We start from the raw sequence: 18194 nt of genomic DNA, 5'->3' as shown, positions 1-18194 counted from the left end.
ACATAACTAATACCATACGCAGCTTTAAGTAACCTGCAAACAACATCCATAATTGTTATTTCTTCCCTATGCATTTGCGGGAGTAATCCCATCATTGCATAACTGATCGGATTTACCGCTGCAATAAGCGTCTCCCAGGGATAGCCTTTGCCCCAAATGAGGCCAGGAATGGTGGTTTGAAGATCAGCGGATTTAGAAAGCAGGTAATCCATCATATCCAGTGACTGGTTTGCGTTTTGATTAACCGTATGAAAGATAGGAGTTTGTCCACCAAAGCCCCAGGCATCAACTCCTGCTTTGGCATTTACATCGGCACCATATTGAAATAATACTTTTGCACAAGACAGGTGGTTAAACTCTGCGCAGATATGCAGGAAGCTAACTTCAAACATAGGCGTGTAAGCACAGCGTAAAGTGTAACTTGCTTTAACCAATTCCGGATGTTTGTAGAGTTCATCCTCCAGCAATTGAGCATTATCTGAAAGTACAGCCAATAATGCCTGGTTTTCGAACTTTAATCCGGCTGCAATAAAAGCCCTTACACAATCCTTAAACCTGGGCGTTCGGGTATATTCACTGGTTAACTCATCTATTAGCGGCTTTCTATTGAAAAAACCATTCGGATCAATTCCATTTGCAAAGCACTCCTCAATGCCACTTACTGAGTGACATTCAATATCACCGATCAATTTTTCTAAATAATCCATTTTCATCAATTAGCCAATAGAAATCCCACCACTATAGCAAGTAATCGGCCTATTAAAGTTAGCATATTGTTTGATCTGTTTTCCTCACCATTTAATATTAATTCACCTTCTCCGGTAAAGTGTTAACGAACTTTCTCTTTTCGGGTGACCTTTTGAACAAACAAAATTGGACTTTTGAACAAAGCTTTGTGTTTTAATTATATAGAAATTTGTATCACAAACAGGGAGAGAAATTAAACCTGTAAAAAAAAGATGATGCAGTCCTCAGAAAATCAACAAGCCCTTTCCTCACCAAAGCTCCTGGAGAATTTATACAGCGGAAGGAATGTAGAGGGAGAAGTTTTGGTTACCGATCACATTTTCAGCTATATATTAAGCGGTAGTCAGGAGGTGTGGGTGGGCGATAAGCAATATTCGTTTAAGGCTGGCGATTACCGTTTTTTCAAACGTAACCAGTTAACAAAGTATATTAAACGTACAGGGGCAGATGGTTTTAGATCGATCGCAATTCACATTGACCAGTATACCCTTAAAGAGATTTCCCAGGAGTATGCTTTAAAATCCTCAGGCCATTATCAAGGTGATGGGGTGAAACTGTTGAATCATAACAGCTTCCTCCGGAATTTTGTCGATAGCCTCGAGCCTTACCTGCGAAACAGGAAAATGGATAAAGAGATCCTGCACTTAAAGACGAAGGAGCTGGTATTGATACTGGCTGATGCTGATCCAGATCTTAAAGAGATGCTTTTTGAATTCAGCGATCCTGGTAAGCTGGATCTGGAAGCTTTTATGAACGGGCATTACAGGTATAATGTGCCATTAGAGCGGTTCGCCTTTCTTACAGGTCGGAGCCTCTCGGGCTTTAAGCGCGATTTTGAGAAACTCTTTCAAATCACGCCCGGCAGATGGCTGGTTCAAAAAAGATTAACCGAGGCGCGGCATCTCATTGAGCAGCAACTACAGCGACCTGCTCAGGTTTACTTGGACCTTGGATTTGTCAACATGTCGCATTTCTTCTACGCCTACAAGAAAGCATTTGGAAAAGCGCCATCGCATAAAATTAATTTAAAGAATAAAAAATAGAAAAATGGATTTAAAACTAAAAGGGAAACGTGCCCTGGTTACAGGGTCAAGTTCTGGCCTTGGAGAAGCTATAGTTAAAATGTTGGCAGCAGAAGGAGCCATTGTGGTTGTTCATGGCCGTAATGAAGAACGTGCCAGGAAAGTGAGCGAAGATATTATCAATAGCGGTGGCAGTGCTGATATTGCTATCGGTGATCTCTCAACAGATAAAGGTGCTGATGCCGTGGCTCAGGAAGCCCTTAAAAATGGTCAGATAGATATTCTGATTAATAATGCAGGCGCTACCTCCCACAAATCGTGGGGAGATGCAAGTACCCTCGACTGGGCAGATATGTACAATAACAATGTGGTATCTTACGTAAGGATGATCCAGCGATTGGTGCCCCAGATGAAAACACTGGGCTGGGGTAGGGTTGTGCATATTGGTGGAGGCTTGGGCATCCAGCCGATTAAAGAGCAGCCACATTACAATGCTACTTTAGCTGCCAGACACAATTTATCAATTTCATTAGCCAGGCAGTTAAAAGAAACCGGCATAACTTCAAACGTGGTTTCACCAGGGGCAATTATCAATCCCATGGTAGAAGACTGGCTCGTTAACGCAGCTCCTAAATTTGGTTGGGGTACAACGCTCGAAGAAATTAAGTATAAGGCGGTTCAGGAATTAATCCCTAACGATACGGGCCGATTTGGAGCCCCTGAAGAAATAGCCGGAGCTGTAGCCTACCTTTGCAGCACCTATGCCGATTACGTGAGCGGCGCAACACTAAGGGTTGATGGAGGAACCATCAAGTGCATGTAGGGAATTGTTTTAAAGATTTTTTGGCATAATTCAAAAGGAAACCATAAGCTAGGCTTATGGTTTTGGTATTATAAAGCAATTAGTTAAACCTATTCATTTTCAGCAATAAGAAATTAGCCTATTTTTGCCTGTATAATAAGGTGTGATTTTGTTGAATTCAATCAGGGCTGTTTTTTGCGTTGGAGAATAAAACTTTTAACAAATACACTTTAAATTAAAATGATTGCTAAAATACATGAATGATAAATTTTCAGACAACAATCAGGTTGGAGTAGTAGCCAGCTTTGCTGAACTGGTAAATACCAGTTTCCAGAGAGGTACGAATGCCATGTGCTGGCGCAGGGATTTGGCTGGAGATTTTAAAGAAATTGTTGCTAAGCTTCAGTTAGAAGATGATATTACAGTAGTTCTCCCCGAAAATCTGTTATCACTGCAACTTTCTGAAGAGGGGAGTATGGCTAGGGAAATTATTTTAAGTGACCTGCAATTATTAACCGGTTACGGGGCATCTCCTACACTCAATTTGATCAAAGCTTACCAGCGCGATGAAGAACTTGATTTTATTTCAACAGATGTATATTCTTATCATGTAGACCGGTCGCCAATTGCTACTGATACTTTTTTATGTACATACTATGGCGCTGCAAGTGATATACTGCCGAATGATGAGGCAGAACAAAAAGTTTTAATACCAGAAATCCGCGAAAAGCTTATCGCATTACATGAAGGACCGGAGGCAGAATTTGAAACCTTTTTAGCAGAATATTATTTTGATCTGCATTATCAACCCAAACCCAATGCCAAACCAGTAAATTTAGGCCTGGGGCATCTGTGGAAGTTGGCAGTCGATCATCCCGAACAAAATGTTTTGCCCTGTGTTCACCGTGCGCCGATAGAAAATGAAGGTGAATATCGGTTGCTTCTGATTTGTTAAACTGCTGGAGCGAAGAAACAGTTGTTTAAGGGCTATTTATTAATTTTATATTTCTGGTTGAGGAAATTTATGCTTTGAAGGTATTGAATGCAGCTTTTTTATGCCGGAATTACTTTCGAGGTTACCTTTCTGTAAGCACGTTTCAATTTTATAGGCCCCATTTTTTGATTAAAATAGCAAGTTGAACAACTTTATTGCAATAACTAAAAATTGAGTTGTTTTGAAAACTTGCGAGTTTGTTACGATAAAACTATTTTTGAAATATCTTCCCTTAACAAACTTATTACCAAACATAAAAATCAAAAAAGAAACGATGTTCGATTACGGAGCACTGCCTGATGACGATCTCTACTTGCTCTTGAAAAACGACGACTCAATGGCGTACACGATAATTTACCATCGTTATTTTGATACGCTTTATGTGCACGCCGCCAATAAATTGAAAGATAAAGATGAAGCCAAGGATTTGGTGCAGGAAATTTTTGTCAATTTATGGAATAACCGAACCGCAATAAACATTACCACCAACTTTAAATCTTATTTGTACGTATCGGTAAGGAACAAGATTTTAGACCGGATTTCCCATCAACAGGTGGCCAGCAGGTATGCCGATTCGTTACAACATTTCATCATCACCAACCAATGCGTTACCGACCATCTGGTTCGGGAAAGGCAACTCACCCGGATAATCGACGATCAGATTGCACAATTACCCGATAAAATGCGGGCTATTTTTGAATTAAGCAGACGACAAAGTTTATCGCATAAAGAAATTGCCGATAAACTGAATATTTCCGAATTAACGGTAAAAAAACAAGTATCAAATGCAGTAAAAATTCTCAGAAGTAAACTAAGTGTTAACTTTTTTTTAATTTTTTAATTTTTTTCTACTCCCTCTCTTCCAGTTAGCCGTCATGGTTATAATTAAGGATAAAAAAATCCTTTTGTATCTATGAAACAACATCAAGCTAACGATCTTCTTAACAAGTACCAGCAAGGCAAATGCACCGAGGAGGAGCTGAGCCTGTTAGAGAGCTGGTATAATTTACCCGAATCTGAAACTATTGCCTTCGAACCCGACGAACTTGAAAGCGCCAGGGCCGAAGTTTGGCAGAAACTGCCGGTATATCAGGCTAAGAAAACAATAAAACTATGGCGTACAATAGGTATTGCTGCTTCATTACTGCTCGCAGTAAGTGTTGGTTTTGTAGTGTTTTCCCAGCGAAACAAAGCCGGACAGGCTTTAACCGCAAGCAATGACATTAAACCCGGGGGTAAAAATGCTACCCTAAAACTGGCCGATGGCCGCGAAATTATCCTCAACAACCTGGCTACAGGAGAGGTGGTACAGCAAGAAGGGCTTAAAATTACCAAAACTGCAAAAGGACAATTAATTTATACCGTGCAGGGTTCGGCAGATCATGAGGCTTTGGCTTTTAACAGCATCAGCACACCACTGGGCGGTACCTATCAGGTTATTCTTCCCGATGGTACCAAGGTTTGGCTAAATTCTGCTTCATCGTTAAAATATCCAACGGCATTTAAAGATAACAAGAGAGAAGTTGAACTTGTTGGTGAAGGTTATTTTGAAGTTGCACACAATGCGCAAAAACCATTTCACGTAATTACTAAAACACAGGATGTAGCGGTACTGGGTACACATTTTAACCTGTCAGCTTATCCCGACGATGATTTTGCCAAAACTACCCTTTACCAGGGAAAGGTTGAGGTTAGGGCGCAAGATCAGGCCGTAGTGCTTAAACCTAACGAGCAGGCAGTGCTGCAGGCCGGAAAACTTTTAGTTAAACAGATTGACAACGAAGGCGATTTAGCCTGGAAAAACAACGAATTTTCTTTCTCCAGCGAACGTTTAGGAGAAATATTGAAAAAATTAGGCCGCTGGTATGATGTAGAGTTCGAATGCCCGAAAGATTTAGAGAACCTCGAATTCGGAGGATACATCAGCAGGGATAAGAGCTTAAAACAGGCATTAAATATGATTGATCAGGAGGGAACAGTTCATTTTAAAATAGAAGGGAGGAAGATTACCGCTATGAAGTAAATTTTACCAGCTTCAGATCAAAAAAAAAGGATCAGAGCATTGCAGTGCCCCGATCCCTAAACTCTTGCAGGAGTCGATTTTTTTGGATCTGTGAAAATAGAATAAACCATTTATCATTTCTTAGACCAAACCCAAACAAACAAATGTATGAAATTTTACATAACATTTATCGGGTAAAATATGCCCGTTTAAATGCTCGTATTTTATTGAAAGTGAAGTTAATAACCTTTATCATCATCGCTACATTCTTACAGGTGAGCGCTTCAAGCTTCGCCCAGATAAGCTTGCGGGAAGAAAATGCTTCGCTGGAACAGGTTATACAAAAAATCAGAAGACAAACCGGATATGATTTCTTTTATAACGCTGCTGCCATTAAAAGAGCGAAGCCGATTACCGTTTCTTTAAACAACGTTTCACTAAACCAGGCACTCGAAGCCTGCTTTGCAGGGCAGCCACTGGTTTACCGTGTAGAAGAAAAATCTATTATTATCCAGTCGCAGCGCGAGACAGTAGTTGCAGCTATTGTGGTAACCGGTAGGGTAGTGGATGAGAAGGGCCAGCCGATTCCCGGGGCTTTAATCAGGGTAAAAGGTACCAATGGTATCAGGCCTGTTGCTACCGATGCAAACGGTCAGTTCAGAATCGTGGTACCCGATGATACGGAGACTTTACTCGTGAGCTATATCGGATATAAAATAGAGGAAGTTTCTATTAAAAATAAAAAATCGCCTTTTACCATTAAACTTTCTGCTGTTACTAAAGATTTGGAAGAAGTAAGGGTAGTTAACACCGGTTTATTTAAAAAATCGGTCGAGAGTTTTACCGGAGCTTCAACTACGGTTACCGCTAAAGAGCTTGCTGAGTTCGGAAACAGAAACCTGATTTCTTCATTGCGTAACATCGATCCCGCCTTTAACATTATCGAAAGTAATGCTTTTGGCTCTAACCCTAACCGTTTGCCCGAAATCCAGATCCGTGGTAATTCCAGCATTCCAAATGTTGGCGAATTTCAGGATCAGGCCAGGGCCGAACTGAATACCCCTTTAATTATTTTAGATGGTTTTCAATCTACCTTACAAAAACTGTACGATATGAATGAAAACGAGGTAGAATCGATCACCATTTTAAAAGATGCTGCAGCTACCTCTATGTATGGTTCGAGAGGTTCAAACGGTGTGATTGTAATCATTACCAAAGCTCCACGTCCCGGAAAACTACGCTTATCACTAAGATCGGATGTTAATTTTGAAGCACCTGATTTGAGTGATTACAGCTTGTTAAAGGCTGCTGATAAATTAGAACTGGAGCGCATAGCGGGCTATTATAACAATGCCAGGGCTGAAATCGACTTGCCTTTAAAAAGATACTACAATTTCTTGCTTAACGAAGTAAACAGCGGCGTAGAAACCGACTGGATGGCTTTACCATTAAGGAATGGTGTTGGACAAAGACATTTCCTTAAAGTAGAAGGAGGCGATAATGCATTCAGGTATTCAGCCTCTGGTCAGTTAAATGATATTCAGGGGGTAATGAAAGGCTCATCGCGCCGCACCTTTAATGGTAACATTACTTTGGCTTATACCTATAAAAACCTGAGGTTTAGAAACAACCTTCAAATTCAGCAAAGTAACTCACAGGAATCGCCATACGGTACTTTCAGTAGTTATGTAGCCATGAACCCATATTGGAGACCTTACGATGCAAATGGAAATGCTTTGAAGTTTCTTGGCGACCCAGGCAATACCGATTACGTAAATTACTGGCCAACTTTACCTACCAATCCTTTATATAATGCTACGCTAAAAACTTTTGATAAAAGTGCTACTAACGAATTGATTAACAATACCATGGTAGAGTGGAATTTAGTTAAAGATTTGGTGTTAAGAGCGCAGTTGGGTTTATCAAAAGGAACCACACAAAATGATGCCTTCAGGCCCGCCGAACACACGGCATTTGCCAATTATACTACTGATAATATCTTTAGAAAAGGAGATTACAACTACGGAATCAGCAATAGTTTTGGTTACGACGGCTCTTTAAACTTAGCTTACACCAAATTATTAGGCCTTAAACACCTCATTAGTGCAGGTGCCGATTATAATATCCGCCAGTCTAAATCATCAGCTTATAACTTTTTGGCAGAAGGTTTCCCTAATGCCAATTTCGATTTCGTATCGATGGCATTACAGTATGCTAAAGATGGTAAACCTACTGGAAGCGAAAGCCTGACCCGTTCTATCGGACTAACAGGAAACGTGAATTACATTTACGATAACAAGTACTTTGTTGATGCCTCTTTACGTATTGATGGTTCTTCTCAGTTCGGAAGTAAAAAACGCTTTGCTCCATTCTGGTCGGCCGGTATGGGATGGAACCTGCACAACGAAGCTTTCTTAAAAGATAACAGGTATATAAACCGTTTAAAATTACGTGGCTCGGTAGGTATTACCGGTGCACAAAATTTTAACGCTTATCAGGCCTTGTCTACCTATCAGTATTACACCAACGAAAGGTATTACAATTGGATGGGATCTTACCTAATGGGCTTGGGCAATGATGAGTTGAAATGGCAGCAAACCGAAAAATATAACATTGGTGTAGATGCAGAATTTATAAACAGACGTTTACGTTTAACTGCCGATTATTATGTTGAAACCACCAAAGACCTGGTTTCATCGGTTAACTTGCCGGCATCGAGTGGTTTTACCAGTTATGTAGATAATATTGGCCGTTTGCGCAACAATGGTTACGAGTTAAAAGCAACAGGTTTTATTTTAAACAATCCTAAATCAGTTATCTGGAGTGTTTCTGCTGCATTATTGCACAACAAAAATAAAATTGTAGAAACCTCAAAAGCATTAAAAGATGCCCAGGCTGCTACGCTTAACGGTAACAGCGATCCAGGTACGCTCTATATTGAAGGTTATTCGAGCAATGCGATATGGGTAGTACCTTCTTTAGGTATCGATCCAAGTACCGGAAAAGAACTGTATCTGGGTAAAGATGGTCAGCCAACCTATACCTGGAAAGCTACTGATATTGTTGCTGTTGGTTCAAGAGATCCTAAATTCTTTGGGAATTTCAGTACCATGATCCGTTACAAGGATTTTGCAATCAACACTTCGTTTAGGTACACCGTTGGCGGGCAGCAATACAACAGAACTCTGGTTGACCGCGTAGAGCTCACCAATTACAAAAATAACGTAGATAGCAGGGTATTTTACAGCCGTTGGCAAAATCCTGGCGATGTTGCCGCATTTAAAGGCTTGTTAGTAACTACACCAACTTACAAATCGTCGAGGTTTGTACAGGATGAAAATACGCTGGTATTGCAGAATATTAATTTTCAGTACAATTTAACCAACAGAGGATGGTTGAAGAAGATGAAACTGGAAAGCTTAAACTTAACCGTTAATGCTTCTGAACCAATGTACCTGTCAACCATCCGCAGAGAAAGAGGAACAAGTTATCCATTCTCACGACAGTTCTCCATGAGTCTAAGTGCTACATTCTAAACTTATAGCAATGAAAAAAATTAATTACATATTAATCGCTGTGTTTTTAACCGGTATACTTTTCTCATCATGCAAAAAGTACCTTACGGTAAACCCAAAAACACAAATGCCACAGGATATACTTTTCGATACTGAAGGTGGTTTTAAAGATGCACTTACCGGTGTGTATATCCAGATGAAAAACAACAGTACCTACGGTGGGGCATTATCACAAACTACTATTGAGTACCTGGTTTCGAGCTGGGATGTTACCTCTAACACCAATGAACAACGTATAGGTTTGTTTAATTATACCGATGCAAATGTTCAAGGTAGTTTTGAAGCCATTTGGGGGCAGCAATACAAAACAATAGCCAGCGTAAACGCCATTTTAGGTCAGATAGATGCTAAAAAAGATGTGTTTAAAACGCAAGGCTTGTACGAATTGGTAAAAGGAGAGTGTCTGGCCATCAGGGCTTATCTGCATTTCGATATGCTTCGCCTTTTTGGTCCTATACCTACGGCAACAACCGGCGCTCCGGCAATGCCCTATGCCAAAGTAGTATCGACCACCCCGGTTGAGAAAATTTCTTATACCGCATTTCAGGATGCCTTATATAAAGATTTAACTGATGCAGAAAACTTGTTGAAGGATATCGATCCCTTAACGAAATATAGTGTTGCTCAGGTTAAAAGTCCCGGGCTTACATCGGGTTTTAATCCAAGCGATACTTTCTTTGCTTACCGTTACCTGCGCATGAATTATTATGCTGTGAAAGCTTTACAGGCCAGAACTTACCTTTGGTTTAACGAAACAACTAAAGCTTACGAGTGTGCCAAGGCGGTAATTGATGTTAAAAACACAGATGGTACTTCGAAGTTTAAACTGGGTGCTGCTGCCGATTTTTCAAATAAAGACTTTGTGCTTACCGCTGAGCATGTTTTCGGTTTGTACGATTTTGATATGTTTAATAAGTACAACAACAACTATGCAGCCGGAATACTTAAGAAAGGAAGCGCAGAAACAACCATCAAAACCCAGCTATATGGTAACACCGGTACCGATATCAGAGAAAGTAACCTTTGGGAACTGGTTACATTAAATAATGGCTCTAAATGTTATATCACCAAAAAATATCAGGTAGTGGCCAATACAGGCGTAACAACTGCGACAGATTTTAAGCAAATCCCCATGATTCGTTTGAGTGAATTGTATTTAATCGCTGCAGAAGCTGCACCTTATGCAGAAGGAGTAGAGTTTCTGAAAACATTCAGAACTGCCCGTAACATTGGTACCATGGCTACACCTGCAAATCCGGCTGCACTTCAAACCGAAATTATTAAAGAATACCGGAAAGAGTTTTATGCAGAAGGTCAGGCTTTTTATAACTATAAGCGCCTTAATGCGCCTAAAGCAAGTTATTTATTTGCGCCATCGGCAGCAACGGTTAATTATTTGATACCTATCCCTAAAACTGAAGCTATTTAATATAACACCATGAGAAAATTATTTTACCTGGTATTGCTAATAGCTGTAGCAGCTGTTAGCTCATGCAAACAAGATCAGTATTATTTGTTTAACGACATAGGTAGGTTACAGTTTGGTCCCGAGCCAAACCGGATATATAACACCTCTTTCGATCTTGTTGATACATTAAAGCCTTATACTTTTTATTATGAGGATGCTACCGTAAAGGAAGATACCGTATTTTTTGATATTTATGCCATTGGCGGAACCACCAAAACTGACAGGGCTTTTACGCTTGAGCAGGAGCAGATTCCTAATGCAGTAAACGCGGTTGCAGGTACCCACTACGTGGCCTTTAACGACGCAAGGGTGAGCAAATTTTATGTAATTAAGGCTGGTACCGTACATACCCGTGTACCGGTAATTGTATTGCGCGATGCCAGCTTAAAAACAAGTACTCCGAAGCTGAAATTTAAAATCGCAGCCAATGCCGATTTCCAACTGGGAGAACAAAACAAACTGTGGCGAAAAATTGAAGTTACCGATCGTTTGAGCCAACCGGCGCAATGGACCGCCTCTTTTACCCAGTATTATTTTGGTAAATACAGTGTGGTAAAACACGGTTTCCTGATCAATAGCTCGGGCGAGAAATGGGACAATGATTTTATCAACAACCTGTATGCCGTAGGAGGTTTGCTGAGTTATTATCAGCTGACCATGAAAACCGCATTAATCAACTATAACAATGCACATTCCGGTGCGCCTTTGGTTGATGAATTTGGCGAAGTAGTAGTTTTTCCTTAACCATTAAAAATTAAAAGATGAAAAATCTATGGATATACGTTATGGCTGTAGTAGCCATGATGACTGCCTGCAAAAAAGATCACAGTAATTATGATTATAAAACGGGCGAAAAAATAACGGTTAAAGGCATAGAATCGAGTTATACCTTAATTTCAGAGCTCGATCGTTTAACCTTAACGCCAGAGGTAAGCTCAACAGAGCCAAATGCGCAATTTGAATATTTATGGGGTATTTACGAAACCAACGTTCAGGGATCCGCCCCGGTGTTGGATACACTGGCTAAAACCAAAGACCTTAACTACCTGATTAAACAAGCCGCAAAAGGCTGGGTGCTGGTTTACCGCGTTACCAATAAAACTACAGGTTATTCGCAATATATTAACGTGCCGGTAAATGTGGTAACCGAATTTACAAGAGGATGGTATGTGGCTAAAGATGATGGTACCCAATCGGATCTCGATTTGTTTTTAACACCAACCGGAATTGTACCTACAGGAAAAAGAGAAAACCTTTACAGCACCATCAATGGCAGTAAATTACCCGGACAGGCCAATTTGCTGAGTTTTCTATCGGCTTATAAATCTACAGTTACCGGTACTTTAGGCAACACCCGTACATTGGTTTTATCGACAGATAAAGATGTGGCTACGGTTAATGTAAACACCCTAAAGAAAATCTTTACACTGGATAATCTCCTTTTCGATGCGCCTACAGTTAAAGGGCCTTGCCAGGTTTTCCCGGGTGGGGGTAGTGCTTATTACATGATCAATGGTGGGAATGTACATTCTATTGTTAACATCTCGGCTAATATCGGCAAGTTTGGCGGAAGGTTTTTAAAAGATGCCAGCAATACACCTTACAGCGTATCTAAGTATTTCATGTCAAACACGAGTAGTAATGCCTACTTCTTCGACGAAACTTCAAGTACCTTTTTTGGCATAGGCAGTGGCTATGGAACAGCACTTTCATCTATTAGTGATGTAACCGGTACTTCCATGAGTGCCAGTAATAATAATCAAAAATTGCTGTACATGGGGTTAAAGTCGGCAACTTACCTGCCTTCGCCTGCCTTACGTTTTGTATTTACAGGATGTGCTGTATTTCAGGATAAGAGCAACTCATCAAATAAAACCTTATCCAATATTGATATCGATGGCTACACGATGAAGTTAAACAATACTTCATTAACCACTGCAGATCTGTTATACAATGGTGCCAACATGACTTTAATGTACGGCCAGGAGAATTTAATGTATTTCTCTGTAGGTGGTAATCAGGTATGGAGCCGGAATCTGAGCAACAATTTCGAAAAACTGGAATATACAGTACCTGCAGGCGAGCAGATTACCTTCATTCGCCACAAAACAGGATCAGAAACCAATTATGCCTATAACTACATTATGGTAGCTACTAAAATTAACGGAACTTATAAAATACGCTTGTTCAACAAGGCATCAGGCAGTATTTCTGGTAATCCGGTAGCTACACTCGAAGGAACAGGAGCAGCCAAAGATATATTATACATTTCGCCATCCGTTTCCGAATCAACAAATACAATTCAATGGTAAAATGTTTAAAGGGTGCCTTTAACCAGGGCACCCCGTTAAAGAACTGCCATATAAATAACCACAAATAAACAAAACATCGAAAAAATGATTAAAAAAACATTAAGTACTACGCTTGCCCTGGTAGCAATGGCATTGGCTAGTTTAGCGCAGCAACCTGTTCAGGTTAAAGGCGAATTGAAACGTCCAAACCGTCCAAACGTTAAACTTTTTAAAGTAGCCAACGGCCGCACAGTAGAGATTGCAAACGCAGCTGTAAGTGCAGGTAAAAAATTTGGCTTTACCTTTTACCCGGATTATGAAGGGGTTTATGTAATCGGAACAGGCAATGAACTGTCGCCAAATGAAAACTATGCTTTCTATTTTAAAGGTGGCGAACAGCTTGATATTACACTTGCAGATACTACCTACACGCTAAACGGAAAACTTAATTCCAAAGAGAATATGGTTATGAAACAGTGGAGCGAATTAACCAATCCATTGTATCAGAAGGCCATCAATTTTATGGGTAAGAACAGTACCTTCATGGATTATTTTCCTCAGCAGGAAGCCATTGTTGCCAAAGCTAAAACTTTCTTAAACGGAAAAGCTACCGGCAATACAAAGTTCGATAAACAAATGAAAGACATTATTGAACTGGATCTGGCCAATTATGCTACTAATTTTTTAAATACCCCGCGTTCTGCACACCCTAGCTTAGAAGAATACAGCGATTTCTATAGCACACTTAAGGCAAACGAAATGGGTAAGAGCGCCCAAAAAATTTACAGTTATCCGTACGGTATGCGCGTATTATCGGCTTTAGTTGGTGTAAACATGCGTCAGGATAAAAAGCCATATAAAAGCGGTATTGAAGGTTTAGAAACTTCTACTGCTTATGTACCGAACGATACCTTAAAAGGTGAATTGGTTTTAGAAAATTTAGCCAGATATAAAAATCACGACGAATATAAAGCTGTTGCCGATCATTTCGAAAAGTACATTGTAACCAAAGCGCAAAAGGAGAAAAATAACGCTTTAATTACGCCGTTGCTTTCTTACAAACCAGGTACCGATGCCTTACAGTTTACCTATCCTGATAAAACCGGAAAAGACGTTTCTTTTGCAAGTTTAAAAGGAAAAGTAGTATTGGTTGATGTTTGGGCAACATGGTGCGGTCCGTGCAGAGCTGAATTTCCTTACCTTAAACAACTGGAAAAAGATATCGAAGGACAGCCTATTCAGGTGGTAAGCATTTCTACCGATGCCGATAAAGACAAAGAGAAATGGTTGAAAATGATTAAAGATGAAAATTTAGGTGGTATGCAATTGTTTGCCGGCCAGAACAACGAATTCTCTAAATATTATAAAGTAAATACCATCCCTAGATTTCTGGTGTTTGATAAAAAAGGAAAAATTGTAAGTATCGATTCAGCTCGTCCTTCAGACCCTAAATTGAAAGCCCTTTTGTTAGCAGAAGCTGTAAAATAAATCGTTCCGAAGGGTAGGACTGCTTAGTTCTACCCTTTAAATGAAAATCAAAACATTTAAACTATGAAAACACTAAAATACTGGTGTACGGGCATTGCCATGCTTTTGGTTTCGCAGGCACTTTATGCTCAGCAGGATAGTATCCACATCAGCGGGAGTTTAAAAGGCCTTAAAGAAAATACGGTCAGAGTAAGCTTTGCAGATGATGCCGGTCAGAATAAATTTTTTAAAGCCACTGCCGTTAATGATGTTTTTACTATCACGGTACCCAAACAAAAAGTTCCGGTTGTTGCGCGCCTGGATGTTGGAATAAAACGAGACCTTTCTGCCACCGTTGATGGTAAAAGTGTTGGCAACCCGGCTCCGCCGCTCGATCTGTTTATCTACAATCAGGATATTAAATTAAGCGGCGATGCTTTGCTGGTGCAATTTGCAGATGTAAAAGGCGATCAGGAAAATAACACCTTCAACAGCTATAAGCAAAGCGTTAGGGAAGAGGAGCGCAGAACTTATCTGATCTATAACAACCTGTTCAATGCCCAGTACCACGGCGAAAAACTCGAAGCAACAACAGAAAAGCTGCAGGAAGAGGCGGGGGCTAATTTTAAGAAAATCAGAGACAAAAAGAAAAACTTTGTGGCACAACATCCCGAGGCCTTTGCATCAGTATTTTTATTAAGCCGAATGCAGAATATTTATACTGCCGATGGATATACGCATGCTTTTAACGGTTTGGCACCGAAATATAAAGACCACCCCATGGCATCGGGAATAAAAAGTTACCTGAAAAAAGTAAGTAACTCTTTAACCGGATCACCAACCATCAATTTCGAAAGAAAAGACAAAGAAGGGAAACTGATTCGCCTGGCCGATTATAAAGGAAAAACCGTACTTCTCGATTTTTGGGGCAGCTGGTGCGGTCCGTGCAGAGCCAGTCACCCACACCTGAAAGCACTCTACGAACAATACAAAAAAGACGGGTTCGAAATTATAGGCATTGCTCAGGAAAGAGGTAAAAACTTAACCGAAGCCCAGGCAGCCTGGACCAAAGCCATCGCTGAAGATGGAATTAACTGGACACATATCCTCAATATGGATGGAATCGAAAAGCAAGACCTGGTAAAAGACTACAATGTGATGGCCTTTCCTACCAAAATATTGGTTGGCAAAGATGGAAAAGTGCTTTTAAGAATTACGGCAAGCGCTACAGATGATATAGACCAGGCTTTGGCAAAAATATACGGACATTAAGCAAAACCCAATGAAATTTAAACCTACCATATTTGTTTTGCTGATGAGTTGCTTTACCCTGGTGGTAAATGCGCAGCAAAATAAACCCGTTACTACCATTCCTTTTGAGATGGTACACGGATCTATTGTTTTAAAAGTTAAGCTCAATAACCACAACAGGGTTTTTAAACTCCTGTTCGATACCGGCGCAGATGGCATGGCGCTCGAGAAAACACTTGCAGATAGCATCGGACTTAAGATTACGCGCAGCAACAATGCTTCAGTAGTTGGAGGCTCCATGAAAATTGATATTTCTGGTGATAATGATGTTACCATGGAAAACGGATTTGTGTTGAAACACCAGCCGATTGCCGTATTCCCGCAAACCGGTAAAGATTTGGATGGCATTATTGGCAATACCATGACCAGGAGTTACATCACCCGGATTGATTTCAACAAGAAAGAACTTTCCCTTTATAATTTCGAAGGCTACGAATACGAAAAGGGAGGAACAGTAGTTCCGGTTACCATTCCTTCGGGTGTATTCATTATACCGGGTAATGTCGAAATTGTTGCCGGGAAATCGAGTACTGGTAACTTTGTGTTCGATACCGGAGCTTCGTACAACCTGATTTGTTTCAGGCCATTTGTAAAACAGAACCGTTTATTAGTAAGTGGTTTTACCTCAGAATACCCTGCCAGTACTGTGAGTATGGGCATTGCTTCACCAACCTTTAATGGCAAGGCAAGCAGTTTCTCTTTCACCAATATGCCCGTAATAAAAGATATGCCCGTTACCTTAATGGCTGGCGGCGGTCAAAACGAAAACTGGAATCCTGGTTTCGATGGTTCTATCGGTATGGGGATTATTTCCAGATATAATTTTACCATCAACAGAAAGAAAAACGAGATCTATTTTAGCCCAAATCATACCTACATATACCCACAATATTTTACTTTGGGCAGCTATTTATTGGGCTTTAATTTAAACGGACAGTTAGAAGTAATCAGTTCAATCAGGCAGCTGCCACCAAATGAAACACAGCTCGAAAAAGGAACTTTAATTACCCAGATTAACGGAGCGAATACTGCCGATTTACTTAAAAACGCTAAGAAACTTGAGCAGCTGAAAAAACTGCCGGCCAACAGCCCTTTAACCTTTAGCTATACAGCGGGGAATACCAAAAAGGATATTACATTAACCAAATAAACATGAAAAATATAAAATATTACCTCTTAGTCTGTTTGCTGGCCTGTACTTTAGGTACAATGGCGCAGACTTATCAAAGCGCATTAAAACAAGCCAAAGCAGAAAATAAACTGATTTTTATCGACTGTTACTTTACCGGCTGTATTCCCTGTGCGCAAATGGATGAAGACGTGTTTCCAAATGCTGCAGTGAAAACCGCAATGGCGAAAGATTTTGTAATGCTTAAAGTTGATATTTTTAAAGACAAATTGGGCGATACATTAAAAGTACAGCACATTTTAAACGGATTCCCAACTTTTTTGGTGCTTAATGCCAAGGGAGAATTAATCAGCAATAGCTCAGGTTACAAAGATCCGGGCGATTTGATCGGACTATTAGCAGATGCCAAACAACAACAAAATAAAAGTTTAAAAGGTTATTCTGCTGTATTTAAGGAAAGCGATTACCCGGCCTTTTATCACGAATTTGCCAAAACCCGCAAAGGCATTACCGGGGAAATTATTGCAACCTATGCAGATAGCTTAAAGGATATGAAGGCAACCAATGCGCTGATGCCTTTCTTAATTTCGAGAATGAGTACTGCTAAACTGAATGAGGCAATATTAAATGATTATAAAGCTTATCAGGCACTTTATGGCGAAGCGGTTGTACAGGCGCTGGTTGATAAAGCTTTGCTTCAAAAAATGGATCAGCACTTAAAAACCGATAAAAGCGCGGAAGCTTTTGCACAGTTTTTAAAGAACTATGAAGGGAAATTTCCAGCCAATATCTGGAAAATTAACCTGCAAACTTTAAGCGACCGTTACTATTTGGGCATGCAGAAAGATACAGTAGGTTATTTAAAATTTGCCATTCAACACCCGGTATTATATCAGTATCATTTCTCGGCACTGTACAGCAGGCTATTGTCGAAAAATCAATTAACCGGCGAAACGGGCCAGTTGTTTGGTAAATGGGCCGATGCCATTATAAATGAAGATAGCAGTCTGGAATTAATCAGAACAGCTGCAAACCTGAACAAAGCCATCAAAAACGAGCAGAACTACAAGAAATTTATGCAGATGGCCATTGCCAGAGCAAAAAAATACCAAATGCCAACCACCAGCCTTGAACAGGAATTGGTAAGCAAGTAAAGATATTATCAGTTTGGAATTGATAAGTTTAGTTAATGATCGAAAGCCTGTCCGGATGGATAGGCTTTTTGTTTAGTGCGCCGGGCATGGCAATCGACTATAGGGTTAGAGTCCCGAACACGCTTAGCAGTAGGAAGTGTTAGCTAGAGACAAGGGTGTCGTGGGTGACTGCGAATCTGAAGGAAGTCCGCGGCAAATATGGGGGCTTACGAACAGAAACTGTATACGAGGC

13 protein-coding genes and 1 pseudogene are annotated in these 18194 nt (G+C 40.3%); 13 read left to right on the top strand and 1 reads right to left on the bottom strand.

Annotated features, from left to right (window positions below; translation table 11 throughout):
* Window positions 1–392: pseudogene (locus HWV58_RS24660) on the bottom strand (ankyrin repeat domain-containing protein); the annotation flags it as partial.
* Window positions 393–959: 567 nt separating this feature from the next.
* Here HWV58_RS24660 and HWV58_RS16005 point away from each other — a divergent pair.
* From HWV58_RS16005 to HWV58_RS15945, 13 genes are all read left to right on the top strand, one after another.
* Window positions 960–1790, top strand: a complete 831-nt coding sequence (locus tag HWV58_RS16005) for a helix-turn-helix domain-containing protein (RefSeq protein WP_175635055.1) — start codon at window positions 960–962, stop codon at window positions 1788–1790.
* Between the two features lie 4 nt (window positions 1791–1794).
* A complete protein-coding gene (locus HWV58_RS16000) occupies window positions 1795–2592 on the top strand; it encodes an SDR family NAD(P)-dependent oxidoreductase (RefSeq protein WP_175635054.1) in 798 nt (265 codons plus the stop codon).
* Window positions 2593–2827: 235 nt separating this feature from the next.
* Entirely contained in the window at window positions 2828–3526 is a 699-nt protein-coding gene (locus HWV58_RS15995) for a DUF1826 domain-containing protein (RefSeq protein ID WP_175635053.1), read from the top strand.
* A gap of 313 nt (window positions 3527–3839) precedes the next feature.
* Window positions 3840–4406 carry an RNA polymerase sigma-70 factor gene (locus HWV58_RS15990; protein WP_175635052.1) on the top strand — a complete coding sequence of 189 codons (567 nt, stop codon included), beginning with the start codon at window positions 3840–3842 and terminating at the stop codon, window positions 4404–4406.
* 72 nt (window positions 4407–4478) lie between these two features.
* Window positions 4479–5588 (top strand): FecR family protein, encoded by a 1110-nt coding sequence (locus HWV58_RS15985; RefSeq protein WP_175635051.1) that lies wholly within the window; start codon window positions 4479–4481, stop codon window positions 5586–5588.
* Window positions 5589–5731: 143 nt separating this feature from the next.
* Window positions 5732–9103, top strand: coding sequence for a SusC/RagA family TonB-linked outer membrane protein (locus tag HWV58_RS15980; RefSeq protein ID WP_175635050.1), 3372 nt, complete (start codon window positions 5732–5734; stop codon window positions 9101–9103).
* A gap of 10 nt (window positions 9104–9113) precedes the next feature.
* On the top strand, window positions 9114–10571 hold the full coding sequence (locus HWV58_RS15975; RefSeq protein WP_175635049.1) for a RagB/SusD family nutrient uptake outer membrane protein: 1458 nt from the start codon (window positions 9114–9116) through the stop codon (window positions 10569–10571).
* A gap of 9 nt (window positions 10572–10580) precedes the next feature.
* The gene (locus HWV58_RS15970; RefSeq protein WP_175635048.1) at window positions 10581–11354 is read left to right on the top strand and encodes a DUF4843 domain-containing protein; all 774 of its coding nucleotides are present in this window, start codon (window positions 10581–10583) and stop codon (window positions 11352–11354) included.
* Between the two features lie 17 nt (window positions 11355–11371).
* Window positions 11372–12922 (top strand): PKD-like family lipoprotein, encoded by a 1551-nt coding sequence (locus HWV58_RS15965; RefSeq protein ID WP_175635047.1) that lies wholly within the window; start codon window positions 11372–11374, stop codon window positions 12920–12922.
* A gap of 84 nt (window positions 12923–13006) precedes the next feature.
* Window positions 13007–14389 carry a TlpA family protein disulfide reductase gene (locus HWV58_RS15960; RefSeq protein WP_175635046.1) on the top strand — a complete coding sequence of 461 codons (1383 nt, stop codon included), beginning with the start codon at window positions 13007–13009 and terminating at the stop codon, window positions 14387–14389.
* A 63-nt stretch (window positions 14390–14452) separates the two neighbouring features.
* Window positions 14453–15640, top strand: a complete 1188-nt coding sequence (locus HWV58_RS15955) for a TlpA family protein disulfide reductase (protein WP_175635045.1) — start codon at window positions 14453–14455, stop codon at window positions 15638–15640.
* Window positions 15641–15650: 10 nt separating this feature from the next.
* Window positions 15651–16829 (top strand): aspartyl protease family protein, encoded by a 1179-nt coding sequence (locus HWV58_RS15950; protein ID WP_175635044.1) that lies wholly within the window; start codon window positions 15651–15653, stop codon window positions 16827–16829.
* Between the two features lie 2 nt (window positions 16830–16831).
* Complete coding sequence (locus HWV58_RS15945) at window positions 16832–17962, top strand: thioredoxin family protein (protein ID WP_175635043.1); 1131 nt, start codon at window positions 16832–16834, stop codon at window positions 17960–17962.
* Window positions 17963–18194 lie beyond the last annotated feature (232 nt).

The organism is Pedobacter ghigonis (assembly GCF_903166585.1).
Taxonomy (GTDB): Bacteria; Bacteroidota; Bacteroidia; order Sphingobacteriales; family Sphingobacteriaceae; genus Pedobacter; species Pedobacter ghigonis.
The sequence above is the reverse complement of the archived record's forward strand: the minus strand, read 5'-3'. Positions and strand labels throughout refer to the sequence as shown.

What these genes read in the sequence shown, in the direction of transcription:
- HWV58_RS15970 (WP_175635048.1), top strand. Translation starts at nt 10,581, where the DNA reads ATGAGAAAATTATTTTACCTGGTATTGCTAATAGCTGTAGCAGCTGTT.
- HWV58_RS15985 (WP_175635051.1), top strand. Translation starts at nt 4,479, where the DNA reads ATGAAACAACATCAAGCTAACGATCTTCTTAACAAGTACCAGCAAGGC.
- HWV58_RS15975 (WP_175635049.1), top strand. Translation starts at nt 9,114, where the DNA reads ATGAAAAAAATTAATTACATATTAATCGCTGTGTTTTTAACCGGTATA.
- HWV58_RS15990 (WP_175635052.1), top strand. Translation starts at nt 3,840, where the DNA reads ATGTTCGATTACGGAGCACTGCCTGATGACGATCTCTACTTGCTCTTG.
- HWV58_RS15965 (WP_175635047.1), top strand. Translation starts at nt 11,372, where the DNA reads ATGAAAAATCTATGGATATACGTTATGGCTGTAGTAGCCATGATGACT.
- HWV58_RS15980 (WP_175635050.1), top strand. Translation starts at nt 5,732, where the DNA reads ATGTATGAAATTTTACATAACATTTATCGGGTAAAATATGCCCGTTTA.
- HWV58_RS16005 (WP_175635055.1), top strand. Translation starts at nt 960, where the DNA reads ATGATGCAGTCCTCAGAAAATCAACAAGCCCTTTCCTCACCAAAGCTC.
- HWV58_RS15960 (WP_175635046.1), top strand. Translation starts at nt 13,007, where the DNA reads ATGATTAAAAAAACATTAAGTACTACGCTTGCCCTGGTAGCAATGGCA.
- HWV58_RS15955 (WP_175635045.1), top strand. Translation starts at nt 14,453, where the DNA reads ATGAAAACACTAAAATACTGGTGTACGGGCATTGCCATGCTTTTGGTT.
- HWV58_RS15950 (WP_175635044.1), top strand. Translation starts at nt 15,651, where the DNA reads ATGAAATTTAAACCTACCATATTTGTTTTGCTGATGAGTTGCTTTACC.
- HWV58_RS15995 (WP_175635053.1), top strand. Translation starts at nt 2,828, where the DNA reads ATGAATGATAAATTTTCAGACAACAATCAGGTTGGAGTAGTAGCCAGC.
- HWV58_RS16000 (WP_175635054.1), top strand. Translation starts at nt 1,795, where the DNA reads ATGGATTTAAAACTAAAAGGGAAACGTGCCCTGGTTACAGGGTCAAGT.
- HWV58_RS15945 (WP_175635043.1), top strand. Translation starts at nt 16,832, where the DNA reads ATGAAAAATATAAAATATTACCTCTTAGTCTGTTTGCTGGCCTGTACT.